The sequence below is a fragment of the Undibacterium sp. GW821-FHT11H02 genome (assembly GCF_058808015.1).
Map to the genome: position 1 here is coordinate 37,714 of NZ_JBXARG010000006.1, position 22,247 is coordinate 59,960.

At 46.9% G+C, this 22,247-nt stretch carries 18 protein-coding genes; 7 read left to right on the plus strand and 11 right to left on the minus strand.

Annotated features, from left to right (window positions below; all coding sequences use genetic code 11):
- The first annotated feature begins 9 nt into the window (after nucleotides 1-9).
- The gene (locus tag AC1RR2_RS07985) at nucleotides 10-1,056 is read left to right on the plus strand and encodes a hypothetical protein (RefSeq protein ID WP_493221732.1); all 1,047 of its coding nucleotides are present in this window, start codon (nucleotides 10-12) and stop codon (nucleotides 1,054-1,056) included.
- A gap of 203 nt (nucleotides 1,057-1,259) precedes the next feature.
- Nucleotides 1,260-1,718: an EVE domain-containing protein gene (locus AC1RR2_RS07990; protein ID WP_493221733.1), complete on the plus strand. Its 459-nt coding sequence runs from the start codon at nucleotides 1,260-1,262 to the stop codon at nucleotides 1,716-1,718.
- 3 nt (nucleotides 1,719-1,721) lie between these two features.
- On the opposite strand, the gene AC1RR2_RS07995 is transcribed toward AC1RR2_RS07990, so the two are convergent.
- From AC1RR2_RS07995 to AC1RR2_RS08015, 5 genes are all read right to left on the minus strand, one after another.
- Nucleotides 1,722-3,239: a malonate--CoA ligase gene (locus AC1RR2_RS07995; RefSeq protein WP_493221734.1), complete on the minus strand. Its 1,518-nt coding sequence runs from the start codon at nucleotides 3,237-3,239 to the stop codon at nucleotides 1,722-1,724.
- Between the two features lie 37 nt (nucleotides 3,240-3,276).
- Nucleotides 3,277-4,098, minus strand: a complete 822-nt coding sequence (locus AC1RR2_RS08000; protein WP_493221735.1) for an enoyl-CoA hydratase/isomerase family protein — start codon at nucleotides 4,096-4,098, stop codon at nucleotides 3,277-3,279.
- A 465-nt stretch (nucleotides 4,099-4,563) separates the two neighbouring features.
- On the minus strand, nucleotides 4,564-5,409 hold the full coding sequence (lgt, locus tag AC1RR2_RS08005) for a prolipoprotein diacylglyceryl transferase (RefSeq protein ID WP_493221736.1): 846 nt from the start codon (nucleotides 5,407-5,409) through the stop codon (nucleotides 4,564-4,566).
- 8 nt (nucleotides 5,410-5,417) lie between these two features.
- Nucleotides 5,418-6,296, minus strand: a complete 879-nt coding sequence (locus AC1RR2_RS08010) for a LysR family transcriptional regulator (protein ID WP_493221737.1) — start codon at nucleotides 6,294-6,296, stop codon at nucleotides 5,418-5,420.
- Nucleotides 6,297-6,367: 71 nt separating this feature from the next.
- Nucleotides 6,368-6,598 carry a TIGR04438 family Trp-rich protein gene (locus AC1RR2_RS08015; protein ID WP_493221738.1) on the minus strand — a complete coding sequence of 77 codons (231 nt, stop codon included), beginning with the start codon at nucleotides 6,596-6,598 and terminating at the stop codon, nucleotides 6,368-6,370.
- 185 nt (nucleotides 6,599-6,783) lie between these two features.
- Here AC1RR2_RS08015 and AC1RR2_RS08020 point away from each other — a divergent pair, with 185 nt between their 5' ends.
- A complete protein-coding gene (locus AC1RR2_RS08020; protein ID WP_493221739.1) occupies nucleotides 6,784-7,092 on the plus strand; it encodes a c-type cytochrome in 309 nt (102 codons plus the stop codon).
- Nucleotides 7,093-7,178: 86 nt separating this feature from the next.
- Entirely contained in the window at nucleotides 7,179-7,688 is a 510-nt protein-coding gene (locus AC1RR2_RS08025) for an Lrp/AsnC family transcriptional regulator (protein WP_493221740.1), read from the plus strand.
- 16 nt (nucleotides 7,689-7,704) lie between these two features.
- Here AC1RR2_RS08025 and AC1RR2_RS08030 read toward each other — a convergent pair whose 3' ends face one another.
- From AC1RR2_RS08030 to folD, 5 genes are read right to left on the minus strand one after another with little or no spacing between them, the layout of a single operon-like run.
- On the minus strand, nucleotides 7,705-8,262 hold the full coding sequence (locus AC1RR2_RS08030; RefSeq protein WP_493221741.1) for a DUF2486 family protein: 558 nt from the start codon (nucleotides 8,260-8,262) through the stop codon (nucleotides 7,705-7,707).
- Entirely contained in the window at nucleotides 8,259-8,684 is a 426-nt protein-coding gene (locus AC1RR2_RS08035; RefSeq protein ID WP_493221742.1) for a DNA polymerase III subunit chi, read from the minus strand. The genes AC1RR2_RS08030 and AC1RR2_RS08035 overlap by 4 nt, the downstream gene beginning before the upstream one ends.
- Before the next feature lie 60 nt (nucleotides 8,685-8,744).
- Nucleotides 8,745-9,404, minus strand: a complete 660-nt coding sequence (locus AC1RR2_RS08040) for a DUF4124 domain-containing protein (RefSeq protein WP_493221743.1) — start codon at nucleotides 9,402-9,404, stop codon at nucleotides 8,745-8,747.
- A 24-nt stretch (nucleotides 9,405-9,428) separates the two neighbouring features.
- The gene (locus AC1RR2_RS08045) at nucleotides 9,429-11,507 is read right to left on the minus strand and encodes a M3 family metallopeptidase (RefSeq protein ID WP_493221744.1); all 2,079 of its coding nucleotides are present in this window, start codon (nucleotides 11,505-11,507) and stop codon (nucleotides 9,429-9,431) included.
- Between the two features lie 13 nt (nucleotides 11,508-11,520).
- Nucleotides 11,521-12,366, minus strand: coding sequence for a bifunctional methylenetetrahydrofolate dehydrogenase/methenyltetrahydrofolate cyclohydrolase FolD (gene folD, locus AC1RR2_RS08050; protein ID WP_493221745.1), 846 nt, complete (start codon nucleotides 12,364-12,366; stop codon nucleotides 11,521-11,523).
- An 871-nt stretch (nucleotides 12,367-13,237) separates the two neighbouring features.
- On the opposite strand from folD, the gene aceE reads away from it, so the two are divergent.
- From aceE to lpdA, 3 genes are all read left to right on the plus strand, one after another.
- The gene (aceE, locus tag AC1RR2_RS08055; RefSeq protein ID WP_493221746.1) at nucleotides 13,238-15,931 is read left to right on the plus strand and encodes a pyruvate dehydrogenase (acetyl-transferring), homodimeric type; all 2,694 of its coding nucleotides are present in this window, start codon (nucleotides 13,238-13,240) and stop codon (nucleotides 15,929-15,931) included.
- A gap of 190 nt (nucleotides 15,932-16,121) precedes the next feature.
- Entirely contained in the window at nucleotides 16,122-17,414 is a 1,293-nt protein-coding gene (gene aceF, locus AC1RR2_RS08060) for a dihydrolipoyllysine-residue acetyltransferase (protein ID WP_493221747.1), read from the plus strand.
- A gap of 106 nt (nucleotides 17,415-17,520) precedes the next feature.
- Nucleotides 17,521-19,617: a dihydrolipoyl dehydrogenase gene (gene lpdA, locus AC1RR2_RS08065; protein WP_493221748.1), complete on the plus strand. Its 2,097-nt coding sequence runs from the start codon at nucleotides 17,521-17,523 to the stop codon at nucleotides 19,615-19,617.
- Nucleotides 19,618-19,772: 155 nt separating this feature from the next.
- On the opposite strand, the gene AC1RR2_RS08070 is transcribed toward lpdA, so the two are convergent.
- Nucleotides 19,773-22,232 (minus strand): ATP-binding protein, encoded by a 2,460-nt coding sequence (locus AC1RR2_RS08070; protein WP_493221749.1) that lies wholly within the window; start codon nucleotides 22,230-22,232, stop codon nucleotides 19,773-19,775.
- Nucleotides 22,233-22,247: the final 15 nt, after the last annotated feature.

A 22,247-nucleotide genomic window follows, 5' to 3' on the forward strand; every position in this document is an offset into this window, starting at 1 on the left:
GAGCGCATTATGTTTGATATACCCGCTTTTTTTATTGATCATCGTATCGAACAAGATGCCGATGAACGCACGATTAAACGCGCTTATGCCAAAGCGCTCAAGCAGATCGATCAGGATAATGATCTCGAAGGTTTTCAAAATCTGCGTGAGGAATATGAGCGTGCTTTGGCTTGGGCGCGTAGTAAAGAATGGCGCGAACAGTATATTGCTGAGCAAAATGCTGAGACTGAGCAGTCGACAGGATTGGGCTTGACTCCGGGACATGACGAGAGCGCACCGAATATCTCATCTCTTGCGACGGATGATGCCAATGCTGAGGCAAACGCAAATTTAGAAAACGCAGTATCGACCGAGCATGTTCCCAGCGACCCGACTTCCAGTGCCGTAGAGAATAATGAAGACCAAGCCGTTTATGCGATTGACCTTGCCCGTCATATCTTCATGGAGTTTCTGCATCATCTAGGAGAAAAAGCAGAAGAAGTCGGTCAGACGGAGTTTTTGCTGCGTATGTATCTGGATGACGAGCGTTTGATTAATGTTGAAGTCCGTGACTTGTTTGAGTGGCTGCTTGCTGAACATTTAGCGCAAGGCTGGCAGACGGGTAATGGTGATTTGTTTGGCGCTGCGGTGAAGTGTTTTGGCTGGAATCAAGACAAGCATAGGTTGTTGAGATTCCAAGAAGTAGGTTACTACCTCGATCGTGCGGTCGATGAAATGAGTTCTTTCAATTTGCAAGAAGAGGCACGCAGCAATCGACAAGTTAACTTGATACGCCTCGCCAGAAATGATGCAGCGCCGACCAAGCAATTTTTGCGTGAAAATATTTATTTTATCGACGAGATGCTGAGTAGTTATCCGACTTGGTTGGCGATGGTGACGAAGTATGAGAATTTGCAGACTTGGCATCAGCGGGCACTGGAGTACAAATTTTTTCAGCCGCCGACCTTGAACTTGGCTCAAATTGATAAATTTTTTACAGACAATGAATGGTCGCCATTTGTGTTGCAATTGTTAGTGGTTTTTTTGATGGCTTTGTTCTTTATTTATAGAATATAAGCTAAGTGCAAGCGATAGACCTCCGATGCAAACCTAATAAATATTTGTAATGAGAATTCAATTCGTTACTGAAAAGAGTGATCGAATTTTATTTGCGATGTAAAAGGCTTAGCTAAGCACCAAATTTAACGTCTATTCGAAATGTTTAAAAAAAGAAAGCTTTTTAAATAAGTAGCTATTTTGAATTGAAAGTGAGAATTTAAATGAAATACTGGCTAATGAAATCAGAACCCAGCGAAGTTAGCATAGATGACGCCTTGCGCATTGGTGCAGCCCCCTGGTTTGGTGTACGTAACTATCAAGCGCGTAATTTTATGCGCGATCAAATGCAGTTGGGTGATGGGGTTTTGTTTTATCACTCTAGCTGCGATGAGCCGGGGGTGGTTGGCATTGCGGAAGTCGCCAGTACGCCTTATCCCGATGCCACGCAGTTTGATACTAAGAGTCATTATTACGATCCGAAAGCGACGCCAGAAAATCCGCGTTGGATTTTGGTTGATGTGAAAGCGATTCGCAAGACGCGCGTCTTAAGTCTGGCGGAAATGCGTGCCAATGAAGATTTGGCGAGTATGGTGGTGTTGCAGAAAGGGAGTCGTTTGTCGATTACTCCAGTGACTGCGCTCGAATGGAAAGCGGTATTGAAGCTATTGGATAAAAAGTAGTCGCTAATTTTGAAACTGTTGTCTGAGCAAATTTTTTTGTACTTTTCCCATGCTGTTTCTCGGTAATTCATTGAGAAAGAAAACTTGTTTAGGTACTTTGAAGTTAGCGATTTGCGATTTTAATCTTGTTATTACCGTTGCCGAGTCTAGCGTTGTAGCCGTCTTTAAAACAATTACCGCACATACCGCTTCGCCGAAATCGACATGTGATAGACCGATGACAGCGGACTCTGCTACTTCAGGCATTTCATCAATTAGTCCTTCGATTTCTTTGGGATAAACATTGTAGCCGCCAGAAATAATCAGATCTTTGCTGCGCCCAACGATGCTTAAGTAGCCATCACTATCAAACTTACCGACATCACCGGTGCGGAAGTAGCCATCGGCGGTAAATTCTTGGGCATTTTTTTCCGGCATCTGCCAATAGCCTTGAAAGACGTTGGGACCTTTGACTTGGATATCGCCAATTTCATCCACGCCGCATATCTTGTCTTCAGCATTCGTTAGGCGGATTTGAACTCCAGGCAAGGGCAGGCCTACCGTGCCCGCTTTGCGTTCGCCATGGTAAGGATTGGAAGCCAGCATGGTGGTTTCGCTCATACCATAGCGTTCTAAGATAGTGTGACCGGTTCGCTGCTTGAAATCACGGAAGGTTTCCAGCAACAAAGGTGCAGAACCGGAGATCAACAGTCGCATAGTAGCGCATACGTTTTGATTCAATCTACTGTCCTGCAATAGGCGCACATAATAGGTTGGCACACCCATAAACACGGTGGATCGCGGCAGATAATCGAGCACCAGATCCGCATCGAATTTGGGCAAAAAAATCATTTTACTACCGTTTAAAAGCGCGCCGTGCAAAGCGACAAACAAACCGTGAACATGAAATAAGGGCAGGGCGTGTAGCAAGACATCGTCATGCTGCCAACCCCAAGCCTCTTGTAATACCTTGGCATTGGAGGCGAGGTTGTCGTGGCTTAGCATGGCACCTTTACTGCGTCCTGTAGTCCCAGACGTATAAAGTATCGCCGCCAGATCGCTTGCGCGACTGTGAACGGTAGTGAACTGGTCGGACATCGTTGTGGCGCGATCTAGCAGGCTGCCGCGATTATTTCCCAGTGCTGGTGCATCTAAAGTGAATACATGTTTGCTGCCTGCTTGAAACGCAATTTGTGAAACCCAGCCAAAATTTTGCGGAGAACACACGACTACTTCTGGCCTAGCATCTTGAACGAAATAAGCAATTTCAGCATGTTGATAGGCGGTGTTCAATGGCAAGAAAACATAGCCAGCACGCAAGCTTGCCAGATATAAAATCAAAGCCTCGGGCGACTTTTCGACTTGCACCGCGATTCTGGCGCCAGGTTGTAAATTTAAGCTAACCAGGAGATTGGCGAGTTTGGCACTGGCACGCGAAATATCTCGCCAGCTGTAGTAGCGTTGATCATGCGTTTCTATGTAGCAGCGATTTACATCGGAAGGGAAGTTTTTTTCGAATAGGGCGTAAAGGTTGGCGTTCATAGAAAATCGTTGCAACGGAAATAGGACTGCTTAATTATTATTTGCCTGTAAACTCAGGCGTTTTTTTGGCGAGGAAACCGAGCACACCTTCTTGATAGTCATTGGTTTCGAGGAAGGAAAAGGCTTCTAATTGCTCTTGTTCATTGAGTGGTTCAGGAACAAAACTGAGGCGGCGTATCACTTTTTTGTTGATGCGGGCCGCTAGCGGCGCACCACGTGCAATTCTTTCTGCGGTTTCCAAGGCTTCTGCTGGCACATTGTCGGACAGGCGATGCACCAAGCCCTTATTCTTCGCTTCTATGGAATTTAAGATTCTGCCTTCCAATAAAATTTCCAATGCCACGGCTTTGCCGACTAATGAAAGCAGGCTTTGCATCTCTTGTGGCGCTAAGGGGAAACCTAGTTTGTTAATTGGAATACCAAAACGTGAGTTAGGCGCGGCAATCCGGATATCACAAGAAATGGCGATTTCCAGTCCACCTCCAACACAGACGCCTTCGATAGCGGCGACGACAGGATGCTGACATCCAGCGATCGCTTTGAGCGCTGCTGCGATGACCTGATTGTGATAGCGCATTCCGTCCGCTAAGGTATTTCTTACTGTAGCAAATTCCTGGACATCAGCACCCGCCGCAAAATTCCGATTGGCACCACGGATAATCACGCAGCGTAAGTCGGTATTTTGATCGAGGGCGATGAAGTGCTTGGTAAGGGTGCCCCACATACCCATATTGATGGCATTGAGGCGGTCTGGGTTGGAAATCGTTACGTAGGCAATTTTGCCCTGAATCTCGCATAGAATTTCACCTTGTACTTCTTCCGGAAGGCCGCTATCGGCACTGTTTTGTATATTGTTCATTGCGGTCTCCTTGTTTTTTATTTTTTAAGAATTCAGGCAATAGCAAGCGTCTTGCTCATAAATAGCGTTCGCCGATCAAGCCAGCACAAAGCGTGTTTAGGGCCTGTTAACATTTAAATCGGGAGATGCGTTCAAGCCAAAAGGTGGGATGGCAAGGCGTAGTTCGCCGCCGAGGCTGATGCCTCGGCAAGAGCTGCAACGCTGTCCATCGCGCCTTTTGGCTTGAACCCTTCGGGAATGGGTAAAACGGGCACATGGCGTTGTTGCAAGTCGCTTACAGTGCTCGCACTGCGGCGCGCCTTGACGCCTAGCCCTGTGCCCGTTTTTCCGCATTCGCACTCCCAATTTAAATGTTAACAGGCCCTAGTCAATTGATCTTATGCAAGCAATACCAGATAGCGATCGCTTTGCGCAAATTCTATTTCTTATTTTTCACATTCTCTTTGTTGAATAATCGAATTCAACTTATTTTGCTTTCCTATTCTTGTTTTTTTCTCGAACTGGTAAAGAAACCTTAGGTTCAAATTTATGCGCATAGGCAAGCCAGAGCAATAGCAGACCGCCAAGTATCATGGGTAAGGACAACATTTGTCCTGCCGAGATCGTCATGCCAAGTAAATTAACCTCATAGTCAGGGGTGCGGAAATATTCTGTGAAGAAACGCGCGCAACCGTATAAACATACAAATAATGCACCGACTGCCAGCGCGGGACGTGTTTTGCGCGCATAAATCCATACCAGTATGAATAGCAAAAGTCCGTCGACTAAGGCCTGGTAAATGGGGGACGGATGTACGGGGTAGGCGATACCAGGCCATTTCATCGCCCAAGCTAAATCACTGGAAGCGATACGGCCTGGTAATTCATGATTAATGAAGTTTCCAATGCGTCCAGCGGCATAACCCAGAGGTACTAAAGGGGCAATAAAGTCATAGACATGAACCAGTGGCATTTTCGCATTACGCGCCCATAGCCACATCGCGAACAACACGCCGATAAAGCCACCATGAAACGACATGCCACCTTTCCACACCATGAAAATTTCTAAAGGATTAGCCAAATAGTAAGCCAAGTTATAAAACACTACCTCGCCTAAACGCCCACCCAGTACCACGCCTAACACGCCATAAAATAGCATGTCGTCAATATGCTCCTTGGTCCAGCCTAGAGCTGCAATGTGTTTCTGGCGCAGACGTAAGCGGCCTAATGCGACAAATTGCGCAAAGGCGACCAAGTACATGATGCCGTACCAATGGATGTTGATGAAGCCAAGTCGAATCGCGACTGGGTCGAAGTTGGGATGTTCCAGCATATTGAATTCTATAAAAGATGTAAAAAAGCCTGCAACACAGGCGAAGGATTATCTTTGCGCCAGGCGATACCAATTTCCAATGCATCTTGACTTTGCGCCAACGGGAAATAAGTGACGCCCGGGCGTTTTAAGTTGGAGACCGATTCGGGTACCAATGCGATTCCCATATTGGCAGACACTAGCGCAATGATCGTTTGCATTTGTATGGCTTCTTGTGAAATAACTGGTGTCAATCCAACGCTTCCGAAACAGGACAAAATGCTATCGTGCAAAGCAGGTGCGATTTTGCGCGGAAAAAGTATTAATGGCAAATCTTTGTACGTGGTCAAATCCTGCGGTGCTTTTCTGTGGGCTTCCGATTCGGGGATGGCCAAAATCAAAGCCTCGCTACGCACTTTCTTATAATGTAGTGTATTGAGTAGAGATTCAGGTACCGGCGCAATCAGAAATCCTAAATCAATTTCAGCTTTTTCCAGCAGTTCTAATTGTTTATCACTGGTCGCTTCTATCAATTCCATTTTGACGGATTCATGCCCTTGCTGAAAGGCTCGCAGGATAGGTGGCAAAATGCTGTAATCTGCTATCGAAATAAAGGCCAGTCGCAACTCGCCCGTTTCTCCATTGGCCGCACGTTGAACGAGTTTCGGCAACAATTCTGCTTGCGCCAACAAGCGCCGGGCTTCAGGCAGCAAAGCATGTCCAGCAGCGCTTAACTGAAAATGGCGCGTAGTACGTATGAATAATTGCGCGCCCAATTGGTTTTCTAAATGTTGTATCGCTTGGGACAGCGGAGGCTGCGTCATATTTAGTCTTAGTGCAGCGCGACCAAAATGTTTTTCATCAGCGACCGCGACAAAATATTTGAGTTGACGCAGTTCTATTTGCATGGACGTGCGCGTAAGTGACTAGGCGTATAGGGTTTCAGGTAGTAAGGTTGGAGCGAAGCAGGGTGGCAAATTTACTTTTTTTTGCCGTCTTTGAAGTTGCGCTTCATGCGTGCTTCGTGCATTTTTTTATGATGCATTTCATCCTTGCGTTTATCTAAACCTAGCATACGTTCCAAGAACTCAAACCAGATAAAGGCGGCAAATGCAAATCCGTTAATCCACCACCATGAAACATTTTCCATAAATTTCAGCTCAAGCAGTTTTAAGGCGTAGAGGATAACAATAGGAATAATCAGTAACATAATTGGATATGGTAAATGGGCTTTGAATAAGGATAATCGCGACTTGAATGATACTAGTCTTAAGACCATCATAGGGATTATTTCCTGGCGGGTCAACCAAGTGAAATTTTGCAACGTTGCTGGAGTGAAATAGAAGCAAAAGGCGGTAGAATATCTGTACTTCAAATTTAATCAGGAGAATTTCGATGAAAGTAGCATTAATGATCGTCACCAGCGCGGCCTTGTTGGCTTCGGGTTCTGCAATGGCAAATGCCGATCTGGCAAAAGCAAAAAACTGCATGGCTTGCCATACAGTGGAAAAAAAAGTTTTAGGCCCTGGTTTTAAAGAAGTCGCAAAGAAATATGCAGGCGATAAAACCGCAGAAACGAAATTGGTAACTAAGGTGCTGAAGGGTGGCAGCGGTGTCTGGGGGCCAGTTCCTATGCCAGCAAATGCTCAAGTAACTGAAGCAGAAGCTAAAACTTTGGTTACCTGGATACTGTCTTTGAAGTAAGCTGACCGCATTCCAAAAAGGCTCGGAAGATTCCGGGCTTTTTTATTTTGGTTCAGGGCATTTCTTTCATTCATACGCACAGATCTATGGCTAAATTTCAAACACTTGATAAAGTTGATCGCAAGCTGCTTAATTTTCTGCAAAAAGATAATCAAACTTCGACCCGAGTATTGGCTGAGAAATTGCATATTTCGCAGCCGACTTGCTTGCGTCGCATCAAGAGTTTGCGAGACGCCGGCATTATCAGCGCAGATGTTGCCATGGTTGATCCTTTTTCTCTTGGCTACGGCATGCTTGCCTTCCTTGAGATTTCTTTGTCCAACCAGTCTGATGAGCACATGCGTGATTTCGAGGCTTGTATGAATCATGAGCCTGAAGTTATGCAATGTTATTTTGTGTCGGGCGAAATTGATTATTTCTTAGTGATCCATGTGGTGGATATGGAGGCGTATTATCAATTTGTGCGCAGGGCGATTTCTGGCTCGGGTAATGTCCGTCACTTTCACTCGCGTTTCCCTATGAAACGGGCCAAATTTTCTACACGCATTGCCTTTGATGAAAAAATGCCTGAACTTTCGGTTCGCATCGCTAAATAGTCGTTTGGTGTGCCGTTTAAGACTTGTGACTTTTTAACTTGGTCAATTCTTGGGTAACAGCACGTGTGACGACTTCTTCCAGACTCTGGCGCAAGCCAGCACGGATATCATCGGCCAGTTGATCGACTGCGCTCTGCAAAACCTCAGCCAAGCTGTCGCGTACTCTGTGTTCAAGGACAAAATCAACGCGTGATAGTACCTGACGTAGGACATTCTCTCTTACCGTCTGTTCCAAGAGTTGAAACTCGTCCTCGGACATCAACGGTTTGTCAACGATAGGCACGCTTACTTGTTGTGCTGCTTTATCAGCACTAGTTGCGATGATCGTTGGTTTTGCGCTTGCTGGCATCGCCGTTGGTTTCGCTATTGTGTTGCTTGTTGCGGGCATGAGCGAAGTGCTGGCTGATGAGGCAGGACTGATACTTGATGGCGTGGGTCGGAGCGGCGCTGCGCTTGCAATCAATGGCGCCGATTTGGGTAAGGCCGGTTTATTCTCGTTGACCGGTGGAGTTGCCGTTGCCGGCGCAATGACTTCTGTCAATGTGGGAATACTAGAATCAATTTGATCATTCATGATGCGTTGGCGACGGTGTGAGAGGGTTTTATACCCTGTTGTTGGTAGAGACGAAAGCGTTGACGACCGGCATCAGCATCTTGCTCTTCACTTGAAATTATTTCGATTACGCGTTGAAAGCTTTGGAACTGTTCTGGCAATGACTGGCTAAGATTAATTAACACATCATGATGAGGCAATGGCATAGTCAGATGAGAGGCAATGAGTATGGGGGTTTGTGCCGCCAGCGGATCTTCGATGAGTACGTGCGGTAAAAAATCAGTCGCAGAAAAATCCCATAGCGCCTGGTTCAATGTCTGAGCCTGTTCCGCATTTTGACTCAACACCAGAATTTGACAATTGGCAGCACGTGCTTTTCGGATGAGGCGACAAGTGTAGTGAATCTTGTCGCTTACCTGACTATGAAAATCAACTCTGGTCATATTTGTTCAAAACTTAGTTTATGTGTGCAGCGTAGCTAAACGTTCGCATGCATCTTGTACTCAGAAACGAATACCTGTGGGGGACGCGGTTCGGGGTTTTACTTGTTCGCTGGCCTTTTCGGCTTTTTCCTTATTTTCAGTCGGTGCCGGCGGTGCGGCAGGTTCCGGTGCTGGATAACGATAATCTTTTGGCAGTATGCTTGTTTCAGGGTAGCCAGCGGTACTTAAGGCGGTGCGCCACTCGACAGCATCAAAGCCAGCAAATTTTGCTTTGCTGACCAGCATTAAGGGTAATTGAGTATCGCCACTGACTTGACGGAGTTTTTCGACATCGTCTTTGGTGTCTATCGTTTTTTCTGTGAAGGGAATGCCATTTTGCTTCAGCATATTGCGTGCTTCATTGCAGGCGGCACACGGTGTACTAGAGACCGTTGCATAAAGTGTGACTGGATTTTTGCGAACTGCAATATCGAGGTCAGGTGGGAATTTGACATTTGATTGTTGCGCCGTACCCTGCATCGATTTGCTGATAAGTTTTTTGGCATTCGCAGGTGGTGGCGTATCGCTATAGACCATTTTTCCATTTGGGCCTATCCATTTATACGTTTGTGCCTGGACTAGGCTGGACAAAGATACCAGGCCGATCATAGCAAAAACGCCCAAGCAAGCTTGCAGGCTTTTTGTCCTTGCTGAAGTCGATTGCGTCACATTGAATAGCATTGCGATAATCTCCACATCGATTATTTATTGATTCATACCATTATGGCGCAATAAGGCATCTATGGATGGTTTTCTGCCGCGAAATGCAACAAAGGATTCAAGCGCAGGGCGCGAGCCGCCCATTTCCAGAATTTCGGTTTGGAAAGCTTGTCCCACTTTACGTGACAGGCTACTTCCTTCTGTTTTAGCGGCTTCTTCAAATGCTGCATAGGCATCCGCTGACAAAACCTCTGCCCACTTGTAGCTGAAGTAACCAGCCGAATAACCACCAGAAAAAATATGTCCGAATGAATGCTGAAAGCGATTGAACGCGGGTGGCTGCATCACTGCAACCTGATCTCTGACCTGTTGCAACACTTGCGCAACGCTGAGTTGCGCAACGCGCGCACTACCATCATGTAGACGCATATCGAATAAGGCGAACTCAACTTGACGTAGGGTTTGCAATCCAGATTGGAAATTCTTAGCAGCGATCATTTTGTCGTACAGGCTGCGTGGTAAATGCTCACCGGTATCGGTATGGGCTGTCATTTGCTGCAATACATCCCATTCCCAGCAGAAGTTCTCCATAAATTGCGATGGTAATTCCACCGCATCCCATTCCACGCCAGAAATGCCGGAAACCGAAATATCATCGACCTTAGTCAACAATTGATGCAGGCCATGTCCAAATTCATGGAACAAGGTAATCACTTCATCATGGGTAAAGGTGGCTGGTTTGGTCACGCCATCCACCACAACAGGTGCATTGAAATTGCAAGTCAGGTAGACCACCGGTGTTTGTACACCGTTCGCTTTAAGGCAACGTGCGCGGGCATCATCCATCCATGCACCACCTTGTTTGGCGGCGCGTGCGTACAGATCCACATAAAATTGTCCGACTAATTCGCCATTGCGCTCTACACGATAGAACTTCACGTCAGGATGCCAAGTGGCTGCGACATCCGTTTTGATATTGACTGCGAATAGGGATTGAATAACATTAAACAATCCAGCGACGACTTTATGTTCCGGGAAGTATTGTTTCACTTCTTGTTCTGAGAACGCATAGCGTTGTTCGCGTAATTTTTCTGAAACAAACGTGGTGTCCCAAGCTTGTAAGTCGCTGATACCGAATTGTTCTTGGGCGAATTGACGTAGTTCCACCAGATCTTTTTCCGCATATGGTTTGGCTTTGTGCGCCAAATCGAGCAAGAAACTTTCGACTTGTGCCGCACTTTCGGCCATCTTAGGCAGCAAAGATACTTCAGCAAAATTTTGGTAGCCGAGCAATTCTGCTTCTTCTTGGCGCAGGCTAAGCAATTCGTCGATGATGGTAGTGTTATCCCATTCAGGATGACCGCCTAATTCAGATGCCTTGGTGGCGTTAGCGCGATAAATGGTTTCACGTAGCGTGCGGTTCTCTGCGTATTGTAAAAGCGGAAAATACGAAGGGAAATGCAGGCTGAATTGATAACCGGTTTTGCCATCTTGTGCGGCGGCGTGCTGAGCCGCTTGCAAAACTTCTTCTGGTAAGCCTTTGAGTTCGGCAACATCGGTGACTAGCAATTTGTAGTCATTGGTCGCATCTAAAACATTTTCAGAAAATTTGGTTGAGAGTGCAGCCAGCTTTTCTTGTACTTCTGCGTAACGTTTCTTTTTGTCGTCCGCCAGCTCTGCGCCGCCGAGTTTGAAATCACGCAAAGCATTGCTGATGATTTTCTTACGGGCAGGACTTAATTTGGGATAGTCCGCACTCGTATTCAAAGCTTTGTAGTGCTGATACAAATGCAGATTCTGGCCTAACTCAGTCCAGAATTCAGTGACCTTGGGTTGGTTCTCATTGTAGACCGCGCGCAGTTCTGGCGTGTCTCGTACTGAATTGAGATGACTGACGATGCCCCAGGCGCGACCTAATTTTTCAGTCACCGTTTCTAATGGTGTGACGAAATTATCCCAATGGATGTCCGGTATCGGCGCTTCTAATTGTTTTACCACAGCGCGCGATTCTTCTAATAGCATATCGATCGCTGGGCTCACATGCTCCGGTTTGATTTGCTCAAATCGGGGCAGGTCGCTGAAGTCGAGCAGGGGATTGGTTGAGGTCATCAATTGGGTCGTCATTTCAGTCATATTATTAAGTTCTTTCAGCAGCTTCTATGGTGTTCACTAATAACATCGTGATCGTCATCGGGCCTACTCCGCCTGGTACTGGGGTGATGTAGCTGGCAACTTCTTTGACATTCGTGTAATCGACATCGCCACACAATTTACCTTCATCATCGCGATTCATGCCGACATCGAGTACCACCGCGCCGGGCTTGACCATATCGGCAGTCACAATATTACGTTTGCCAGTGGCCACAACGAGAATATCGGCATTGCGAGTGTGCGCGCCCAGATCACGGGTCTTGGAATTACATATGGTGACGGTAGCGCCCGCTTGCAAGAGCAACATGGCTTGTGGTTTGCCAACAATATTGGAGGCGCCGACTACAACCGCATTCGCGCCACGAACTGGGTAATCGATCGATTCCAGCATTTTCATTACGCCATACGGTGTGCAAGGACGGAATAAGGGCTGGCCTGTCATCAGCAAGCCTGCATTGCTGATATGAAAACCGTCTACGTCTTTTTCAGCCGCAATCGCTTCTATGACTTTATTCGCGTTGATATGCGCCGGCAAAGGTAATTGCACCAAAATGCCGTTGATCTTCGGATCATTGTTTAGACGTTCTATGTGCGCTAATAAAGTCACTTCGCTCAGGTCTGCATCATATTTTTCCAGCACTGAATAAAAGCCACAATCTTCGCAAGCTTTGACTTTGTTACGAACATAGACTTGCGAAGCAGGGTTTTCACCGACCAAAATTACGGCCAGACCGGGCTGCTTGCCATGCGCGGTCAAGGCTGCTGCGCGTTTGGTAACGTCTTCACGAATTTGTTGAGAAAGCTGGGTGCCGCTGATGATTTGTGCCGTCATGATGTTGAACTCGGAAAAGTGGCTGAGGAGGAAGTTAGTTGATTTTTTAACTGCTTTTTAGCCAGGATTGCAAAGAAAGGATAAGTCATGATTATAAAGGATGAAGCGCTTTTTCATTTTAAATAGCACTTAAAAAGGCAGTTTGTAGTAGGAAAATCTGGTACGGATCATGTCTAAGCAGTTTTAACTTATAGGTTTTTAACTTGTGACGATAGATTGCTGAATCGGTGTTTGGGGCTTTTGAAAATGTGGTGATAAAAAACGACGAACAAAATTGTTTTGCAAACACCACTTTTTTGAATGGGTGTGGCACTAGGCAATCTAACACTTGTTGATGTCGAATTCGAGAAAACTCCTCAACGCCGAGACACAGAGGCGCCGAGTTGCGCAGAGGAATGTCGAGAATTTATTGGCCCTTTTTCTCTTTATCTCTCGCTTCTGAGCTAAATAGTTTTGAGCGAATCACAAAAACATGGTTTTCTCTCCTTTCGCTTTCCCTCGGAGTCTCAGCGTCTCGGTGTTGAGGGATTTTGGTTTTTGGATGTCACAAAAAATATCAAAACACCAGCAATTGTGTATGTTGCGTTGCGACATGAATATCACATTATGAAATCGAATATCGTAATTTGAAATTTGCGAAAACTGCTGTTAGAATGCTTCAGTTTTAAAATTCAGATCCAAAATTCATTGAGCTTTTGGCGTATTTCAGACAAGCTAGAAAATTGATACAAAAGTCGAGGCCAGTAAAAGTGCCGTTGTCTGAAACAATAAAAAAGTAGCAATGAATGCAGATGAATTTAGCGAATGTAGATCGCGAAAATAAATTGCGAATTTAAGATTGCGAATGTAAATTGATCAACGAGGAGACCGTATGTCACAAATAGACCAAATTTTGGCGCAAGCCGTGAATGACCCTGATGTGATCGAGACCAATGAGTGGCTCGATGCTTTAGAGGCTGTGATTGATACGGAAGGTCCGGATCGCGCCCACTATTTGATGGAACGCATGATGGATTTGGCGCGTCGTCGTGGTGCGAATATCCCATTCTCTAGCAACACGGCCTATGTGAATACGATTCCTGCGGATAAAGGCGCGCATTGCCCAGGCAATTTGGAAATTGAAGAACGTCTGCGTTCTTATATGCGCTGGAACGCGATGGCGATGGTGGTCAAAGCGAATCGTCTCGATGGTGATCTTGGTGGTCACTTATCCAGCTTCGCGTCTTTGGCGAATATGCTGGGTATAGGTTTCAATCATTTCTGGCATGCGCCAACCGCTGATCATGGCGGCGATTTACTCTATATCCAAGGTCATTCTTCTCCTGGTATTTATGCTCGCGCTTTTCTCGAAGGTCGTTTGAGCGAAGATCAACTCTTGCACTTCCGTCGTGAAGTCGATGGTAAAGGTCTGTCTTCTTATCCACATCCAAAATTGATGCCAGATTTCTGGCAATTCCCAACGGTATCGATGGGCTTGGGTCCTTTGATGGCGATCTATCAAGCTCGCTTCCTGAAGTACTTACATGCTCGTGGTATCGCTGATACCGAGAAACGTAAAGTGTGGGCCTTCTGCGGCGATGGCGAAATGGACGAACCAGAATCCATGGGCGCGATTGGTATGGCGGGTCGTGAGAAGTTGAATAACCTGGTGATCGTGGTTAACTGTAACTTGCAACGTCTAGACGGTCCAGTGCGCGGCAATGGCAAGATCATTCAAGAGCTTGAGTCCGATTTCCGCGGCGCAGGCTGGAACGTGGTCAAAGTGATTTGGGGTTCAGGCTGGGATGAGTTGCTAGCAAAAGACAAAGAAGGTGCTTTGCGTAAGATCATGATGGAAACCGTCGATGGTGAATATCAGAACTACAAAGCGAAAGACGGCGCCTATGTTCGCGCTAATTTCTTTGCTAAAGATCCGCGCACTTTGGCCATGGTTGCGCATATGTCGGATGACGATATCTGGCGTTTGACTCGTGGTGGTCATGATCCACACAAGATTTACGCCGCATTCAAAGTCGCACAAGAAAGCGTTGATCAACCGACAGTCATCTTAGCGAAAAGTATCAAAGGTTTTGGTTTCGGTAAATCCGGCGAAGCACGTAATACAGCGCACAATACCAAGAAGCTGGATGACGAAGCAATCAAAGCTTTGCGTGATCGCTTCCAATTACCAATTGCGGATGAACATTTGCCAGCAATTCCTTTCTTCAAACCGGCTGACGACACGCCAGAAATGAAGTACCTGCAAGAACGCCGCGCGGCACTCGGTGGTTATTTACCACAACGTCGTCAACAAGCGGATGAAATGCTGACAGTGCCGCCATTGTCTGCATTCCAAGCAATGTTGGAGCCAACGGCTGAAGGTCGTGAAATCTCCACGACAGCTTCGTATGTGCGCGTATTGACATCCCTGTTGCGTGATAGCAGTCTCGGTCAGCGTGTGGTACCAATTATGGTTGACGAATCGCGTACTTTTGGTATGGAAGGTTTGTTCCGTCAAATTGGTATTTTCAGTCAAGTCGGTCAATTGTACGAGCCAGTCGATAAAGATCAGGTTATGTACTATCGCGAAGATAAAGCGGGTCAGATTTTGCAAGAAGGTATTAACGAAGCCGGTGGTATGAGTTCATGGATCGCTGCGGCGACTTCTTACTCCACCAATAACCGTGTGATGATCCCGTTCTACACGTATTACTCTATGTTTGGTCTGCAACGTATCGGCGATTTGGCATGGGCAGCAGCCGATATGCGCGCACGTGGTTTCTTGATCGGTGGTACTGCTGGTCGTACTACTTTGAACGGTGAAGGATTGCAGCATGAAGATGGTCATAGTCATGTGATGGCATCGACGATTCCTAACTGCGTTCCTTATGATCCAACTTTTGCCCATGAAGTTGCAGTCATTATTCATGATGGCTTGCGTCGCATGGTTACGAATCAGGAAGACGTGTTCTACTACATCACCGTGATGAATGAGAACTACGCACATCCAGGTCTGGTTGCTGGGCAAGAAGAGGGCATTATCAAAGGTCTGTATTCCTTCAAGAAATCTGAAGCACAAACGAAACACCGCGTGCAGTTGTTAGGCTCAGGTACGATCCTGCGTGAAGTGATTGCTGCAGCGGATTTGTTGATGAACGACTGGGGTATCGCGGCTGATATTTGGTCCGCACCTTCCTTCACATTATTGGCGCGTGATGGTCAAGACGTTGAGCGTTGGAATATGTTGCATCCAACCGATACGCCACGTGTTCCTTATATTGCTGAATGCTTGAAAGATACCGCAGGTCCTATCGTTGTTTCTACCGATTACATGCGTACTTACGCCGAACAAGTGCGCGCATTTATTCCTAAAGATCGTAGCTATAAAGTTTTGGGAACAGACGGTTTTGGTCGTTCTGACAGCCGCGCAAAATTGCGTGAATTCTTCGAAGTGAATCGTTATTTTGTGACTGTGGCCGCGTTGAAAACCTTGGCTGATGAAGGTTCAATTTCAGCTTCCGTCGTGGCGCAAGCGATTGAGAAATACGGCATCAATCCGAATAAGCCTAATCCGGTGACTGTGTAATTTGTAATTCAAAACCTCTCAACACAGAGACACTGAGATACAGAGAAAATCAAGAGTTTTTTAACTTTGCTTTGGTTCTCTCCTGCTTTTCTCCGTGACTCTGTGTCTCGGCGTTGAGGGGTTTTAATCAATTTCCAAAATTTGAATTCGGTGCATGTCAGCACTTTCGTAAAGAATCGGAGCGAACATTATGAGTACAGTAGAAGTCAAAGTCCCGGATATCGGTGATTTCAAAGAAGTTGAAGTGATTGAGTTGATGGTCAAAGTCGGCGACACGATTAAAGTCGATCAGTCACTGATTACCGTGGAATCCGACAAGGCCAGTATGGAAATTCCATCCAGCCATGCGGGTGTGGTGAAAGAAATTAAAGTGAAAGTCGGCGATAAAGTTGCCTTGGGTTCTTTGGTAGTGATCGTGGATGCAGATGGCGCAGCGGTAGCGGCGGCACCTGCACCAGCGGCAGTGACTCCTACACCAGCACCAGCCGTATCTGCCCCAGTTGCCGCTAGTGTACCAGCCGCGGCAAATACTGTTGCAACAGCGGCTGCAGGAAAATCGCACGCTTCCCCGTCAATCCGCAAATTTGCACGTGAACTCGGTGTCGATCTCAGCAAAGTAGCAGGCACGGCACCCAAAGGTCGTATCACGCAACAAGACGTACAAAATTATGTGAAGGGTGTAGTTGCGGGTGCCGCGAATGCACCAGTCGCTGCCGCAGCAAGCAGCAATGGTAGTGGAGCAGGATTGAATCTCTTGCCATGGCCTTCATTGGATTTCAGTAAATTCGGCACCACAGAATTATTGCCATTGTCCCGCATCAAAAAACTCAGCGGTCCAAACTTGCATCGCAACTGGGTCATGATCCCGCACGTTACGCAATTTGACGAAGCGGATATCACTGGTCTGGAAGACTTCCGTAAATCTTCGAATGATGCGTTGGCAAAATCCGGTGTGAAATTGACGATGTTGGCGTTTGTGATCAAAGCTAGCGTGGCAGCACTGAAGAAGTTCAAAGCCTTCAATGCCTCTTTGGATGCAACCGGTGAAAACTTGATTTTGAAGCAGTATTACAACATCGGTTTTGCGGCTGATACGCCAAATGGTTTGGTGGTACCTGTCATTAAAAACGCGGATCAAAAAACACTGTCACAGATCGCCACAGAAATGGGCGAGTTGTCTGCCCAGGCCCGCGATGGCAAATTGAAACCAGCCGATATGCAAGGCGCGACTTTCACGATTTCTTCTTTAGGTGGTATCGGTGGTACCGCATTTACGCCGATTATTAATGCACCTGAAGTAGCGATTCTTGGTCTCTCCAAGTCTTCGATGAAGCCCGTTTGGGACGGTAAACAATTCGTACCACGCCTGATGTTGCCTTTGTCCTTGTCTTACGATCATCGCGTGATCGACGGCGCAATGGCGGCGAAATTCACTGCCTATTTGGCGGATGTACTCGCTGATTTGCGCAAAACGATGCTGTAAAAAACGTAGGGTGGGCACGCCATTGTGCCCACGCGTAAGGTAAATCTTAAGGAAAAGGCGGTGGGCATATGCCCACCCTACGAAGAATAAAATCGGAGCAAATACTATGAGTGCAATTGAAGTCAAAGTCCCGGATATCGGCGATTTTAAGGAAGTCGAAATTATCGAAGTGATGGTAAAAGTTGGCGACACGATTAAAGTAGATCAATCTTTGATCACGGTTGAATCCGATAAAGCTAGTATGGAAATTCCCTCCAGTCATGCTGGGGTGGTGAAAGAAATTAAAGTCAAAGTCGGCGATAAAGTCGCTGAAGGTAGTTTGATGATTATTGTTGAAGCTGCTGGTGCAAGCGCCGCAGTTGCACCAGTTGCAGTGGTAACTACCACTGCTCCAGTAGCCGCACCTGCGCCCGTTGCTGCACCAGCTGCATCGATCGGCATCATCGAAGTCAAAGTGCCTGACATCGGCGACTTCAAAGAAGTTGAAGTAATTGAATTAATGGTCAAAGTCGGTGATACGGTCAAAGTAGACCAGTCTTTGATTACCGTGGAATCCGACAAGGCTAGTATGGAAATTCCCTCCAGTCACGCTGGCGTGGTGAAAGAAATCAAAGTTAAGGTCGGCGATAAAGTCGCTGAAGGTAGTTTGTTGGTATTGGTAGAAGGTGCAGGTGCTTCTGCACCAGTTTCTGCACCTGCAGCCGCACCTGCAGCCGCGCCGGCTTCTACAGCAGTGGCTGCTGCACCGGCACCAGTGGCATCAAGCTACAGCGGTAAAGTCGATCTCGAATGCGACATGATGGTCTTGGGCGCAGGACCGGGCGGTTATTCAGCCGCTTTCCGTGCAGCTGATCTCGGGATGAATGTGGTCTTGGTCGAGCGCTATGCGACCTTGGGCGGTGTGTGCCTGAACGTCGGCTGTATCCCATCCAAAGCCTTATTGCACGTCGCCGCCGTCATCGACGAAACCGCAGCGATGTCGGGTCATGGCGTAACTTTTGCCAAACCACAAATTGATCTTGATGCTTTGCGTGCGCACAAAGATGGTGTGATCAAGCAAATGACGGGCGGCTTGGCTGGCATGGCGAAAGCGCGTAAGGTCAATGTCGTACAAGGTAACGGTCAGTTTGTCAGTCCTTATCATATAGAAGTGACTGCCGCTGATGGCAGCAAGAAAACCATAAAGTTCAAGCAAGCGATTATCGCTGCGGGTTCTTCTGTAGTGAACTTGCCATTTGTGCCCGAAGATAGACGTATCGTCGATAGCACGGGCGCACTCGAGTTACGTCAAATTCCTAAGCGCATGCTGGTGATTGGCGGCGGTATTATTGGCCTGGAAATGGCAACCGTTTATTCCACGCTAGGCGCACGGATTGACGTAGTAGAGATGATGGATGGTCTGATGCAAGGCGCTGATCGTGACATGGTCAAGGTCTGGCAAAAGCATAATCAGCATCGCTTTGATAATGTGATGACGAAGACCAAAACAGTCGGTGTGGAAGCACTTTCTGAGGGCATTAAGGTCACATTTGAAGCGGCGGAAGCGGGCGCTACAGCACCGGCACCTCAGATTTATGACTTGGTTTTGGTCGCAGTGGGTCGCAGCCCTAATGGTAAAAAAATCGCTGCTGATAAAGCAGGCGTGACAGTGACAGATCGTGGTTTCATCAACGTCGATAAACAAATGCGCACCAATGTCCCTCACATCTTTGCAATCGGTGACTTGGTCGGACAACCTATGTTGGCGCACAAAGCCGTGCATGAAGCACATGTGGCGGCAGAGGCGGCAGCAGGTCATAAGGCCTACTTCGACGCAACTGTGATTCCATCCGTTGCTTATACCGACCCTGAAGTGGCATGGGTGGGTGTGACTGAAGATGAAGCCAAAGTCAAAGGCCTGGCAATCGAAAAAGGCGTTTTCCCTTGGGCTGCATCTGGTCGCGCGGTCGCCAATGGCCGTGCTGAAGGCTTTACTAAGTTGATTTTCGATGCCGAGAGTAAGCGTATTATTGGCGGCGCTATCGTGGGTACGCATGCAGGTGACATGATAGGTGAGCTGGCAGTGGCAATCGAAATGGGGGCGGATGCTGTGGATATAGGTAAAACGATTCACCCTCATCCAACTCTGGGCGAGTCTATGGGAATGGCCGCCGAAGTTTACAAAGGTGTTTGTACTGATTTGCCACCGCAACGTAAAAAATAAGCCGACAATTTATTGAGTTGCTTTAGGCGAGCCGTTTTTTTTCGGTGTTGATTGATTAGTCTTGAATAAGAAAACCCGCAAGCACTTCGCTTGCGGGTTTTTTTTATATCTTTTGTTTTCTAAATCTTTACTCAGTTTTTGGGAGAACAGCTCGATCAATTAAGAATAGTCCAATCTTTGGTGGTCGTATTGTAAAAACCGCATTGCTGAAGTGCCAGTTCAAAACTGCCATCTTGTAGCGCGGCTTGTAATTGAGGGAAAATCTTTTCTGCTATGGCTTTTCCTTGGGCGGTCGTGCTACTGGCGAAATGGCGTGAGCCGTTTAGCGCGATACGCAGACCAGGTACTGGAACTAGTCTGCAATCGTCCAGTTCTATATTCATAGCGCGCACTTTGCTAAACGGCGCTAATAAGGCGTCAACTTCGCCACTACTTACCATGTACACCATCTGTCGCCATGTTTTTACATCGACGCAATGCTGTACGCCCAGTTGTTCTAAGGTATTCCAATCTGCGCTCCAATCGCGGTTGGAGACGAATCTTAATTGGATAAAATCAGCCAGGGTTTTGCAAGTCAGTGCGTGTTGATTATTGGGATGGGTGTAGATACCAACCAATGATTTGCCATCCTGGATCATGGCATCGGACATGAAAATTTCTTCTGCATAGGCCAGCAGATCCGAGCGCCAGCAAGTGGTGGCAAGCGCCGCGATAGTGCAGGATCGTAACTGCTCTATACCATTGGCATAACTATCAACAGGGACTAATTCATATTTGGCATCTGGCCAGACAGTTTGGAATGCGCGGATAAAGAACGCGAGTTCAACCACATCTCTGCGACTGTGTTCGCCCGAAAACTCGCCAGAAAAATCAGCAATAGACTTTATCTGACTACTTTCAAGAAAGAGCTGGTAGTCCTCGACAACATCTTTAGGCGCACCGATTTTCATCAAACTTTGATCGATTTCTGGGGCAAACAGAGGTAACAACATGCGTATGCTGGTGCCTTCTCCAGGTTTGGATTCGATCTCGATTTTTCCACCGAAGATTTGGGTGACAACGGTATGGGCTAAATGCATGCCAAGGCCGCTGCCACCTTTACCTAGCTTAGTGGTAAAAAAGGGTTCAAAGACTCTGCGCAATACGTGTGCCGGGATACCATTGCCATCATCACTGAAAATAATGTCTACTTTGTCAGTGCCGACTAACTTTGCCGTCAGTAGCATATGACCTTGATCGATGCCATCGAACGCGTGCAAAATGGCGTTGTTGATGAAATTCATAAAGATTTGGCTCAGCGGTCCAGGATATGCGTTCATGACAATGTCAGGCGAGATATCCGACTGAAAAATATGCCGGGTTTGTTTGATGGATGGCAGCATCGCCAGACGAGTTTCTTCCACCACCTCGATCAGCGAGAACTCGCGCCTTTGTTCGGAATGCTGATCGGCTGAGAGTTGTTTGAAGCTGCTGATGAGCGCAGACGCTCTTTCCAAATTTTGCAGCAAAATGTCGGTGCCGCGATAGGCCTCGAAGAAAAAATCCTTCAAAGCCTTGCGCGTGAATTTGCTCTCGCTGATGACTTCTAGTTCCTTGATTTTGTCCGATAAAGTACTGCTGACTAAGAGTGCGTTGCCGATAGGCGTGTTCAATTCGTGGGCAACACCTGCGACCAATGCACCTAAAGCCGCATTTTTTTCATTTTGCACTAATTCATAGCGGGTGCCTTCTAAACTTTGTAGCGTTTCTATCAGCCTAGAATTACTTGATGCTAAGGCGCGAGTGCGTTCTTCAACGCGCGACTCTAGCATCTGATTAGTTTGTTTTAAAGCTTCTTTGAGTCGATCCGATTCGATCAAATCTTGTTTTGATCGCTGCCACGCCATGCCTAGATAAGTCAGAATAGCTGCGATCCAGATAAAGATAATCGCCAAACGAAAATTTTCTGGTGACACCATTAAGCCGACGAACTCGGCGGATTCTAAAGTGATATGGTGCTTACCTGGCACAACGTTACCACCGGTGGTGAAACTGACCGCGACCACATTGCTTAATTCTGGCCCAAGATGCTCAATGCTGGTTGAATGGTCTTGCGCCCACCATGATGCCACCATGAATTGACTTAATTTGAATTCGACCTCCGCCTTGGTTTGGTTGGGGTCATACACAATTTCGTGTGGCTTTAAGCTGCCACCCATATCGGCTTTGGAATAAGCTGGATTAAAGTTGCGCAAAAAAATTCGAACGGGGTGTATCACCTCCGGTCCATCGCTACGAAGCTTTAGTTTGAGGGAATCAAATTGGCTTAGATCTATCCCTTTGCGATCATTGCTTAAGCGAATTTCCAGTTCACAGAATGGCCATTGATAGCCCGTTTGAATCTCGCAGTCCATGCGTATACCTTGTGGACTCTTGTGTAGGCTTGCAAGGCTTTTCCCACCTTCTGGCCTATCGTCCACGACGCTAAGTCCAAATGCAGTGTTGGTATCGATTCGCAAACGGCGTGTCATCCAGTGTTCGTTCGCGTACAAGGCAATTAGAGTAAGTAATATCAGACTTAGCATGAGGATATTAGCTAAGCGATCTCTAAAATGATGTTGGGGCAGGGGATTCACGTTGATTTGCGCTGT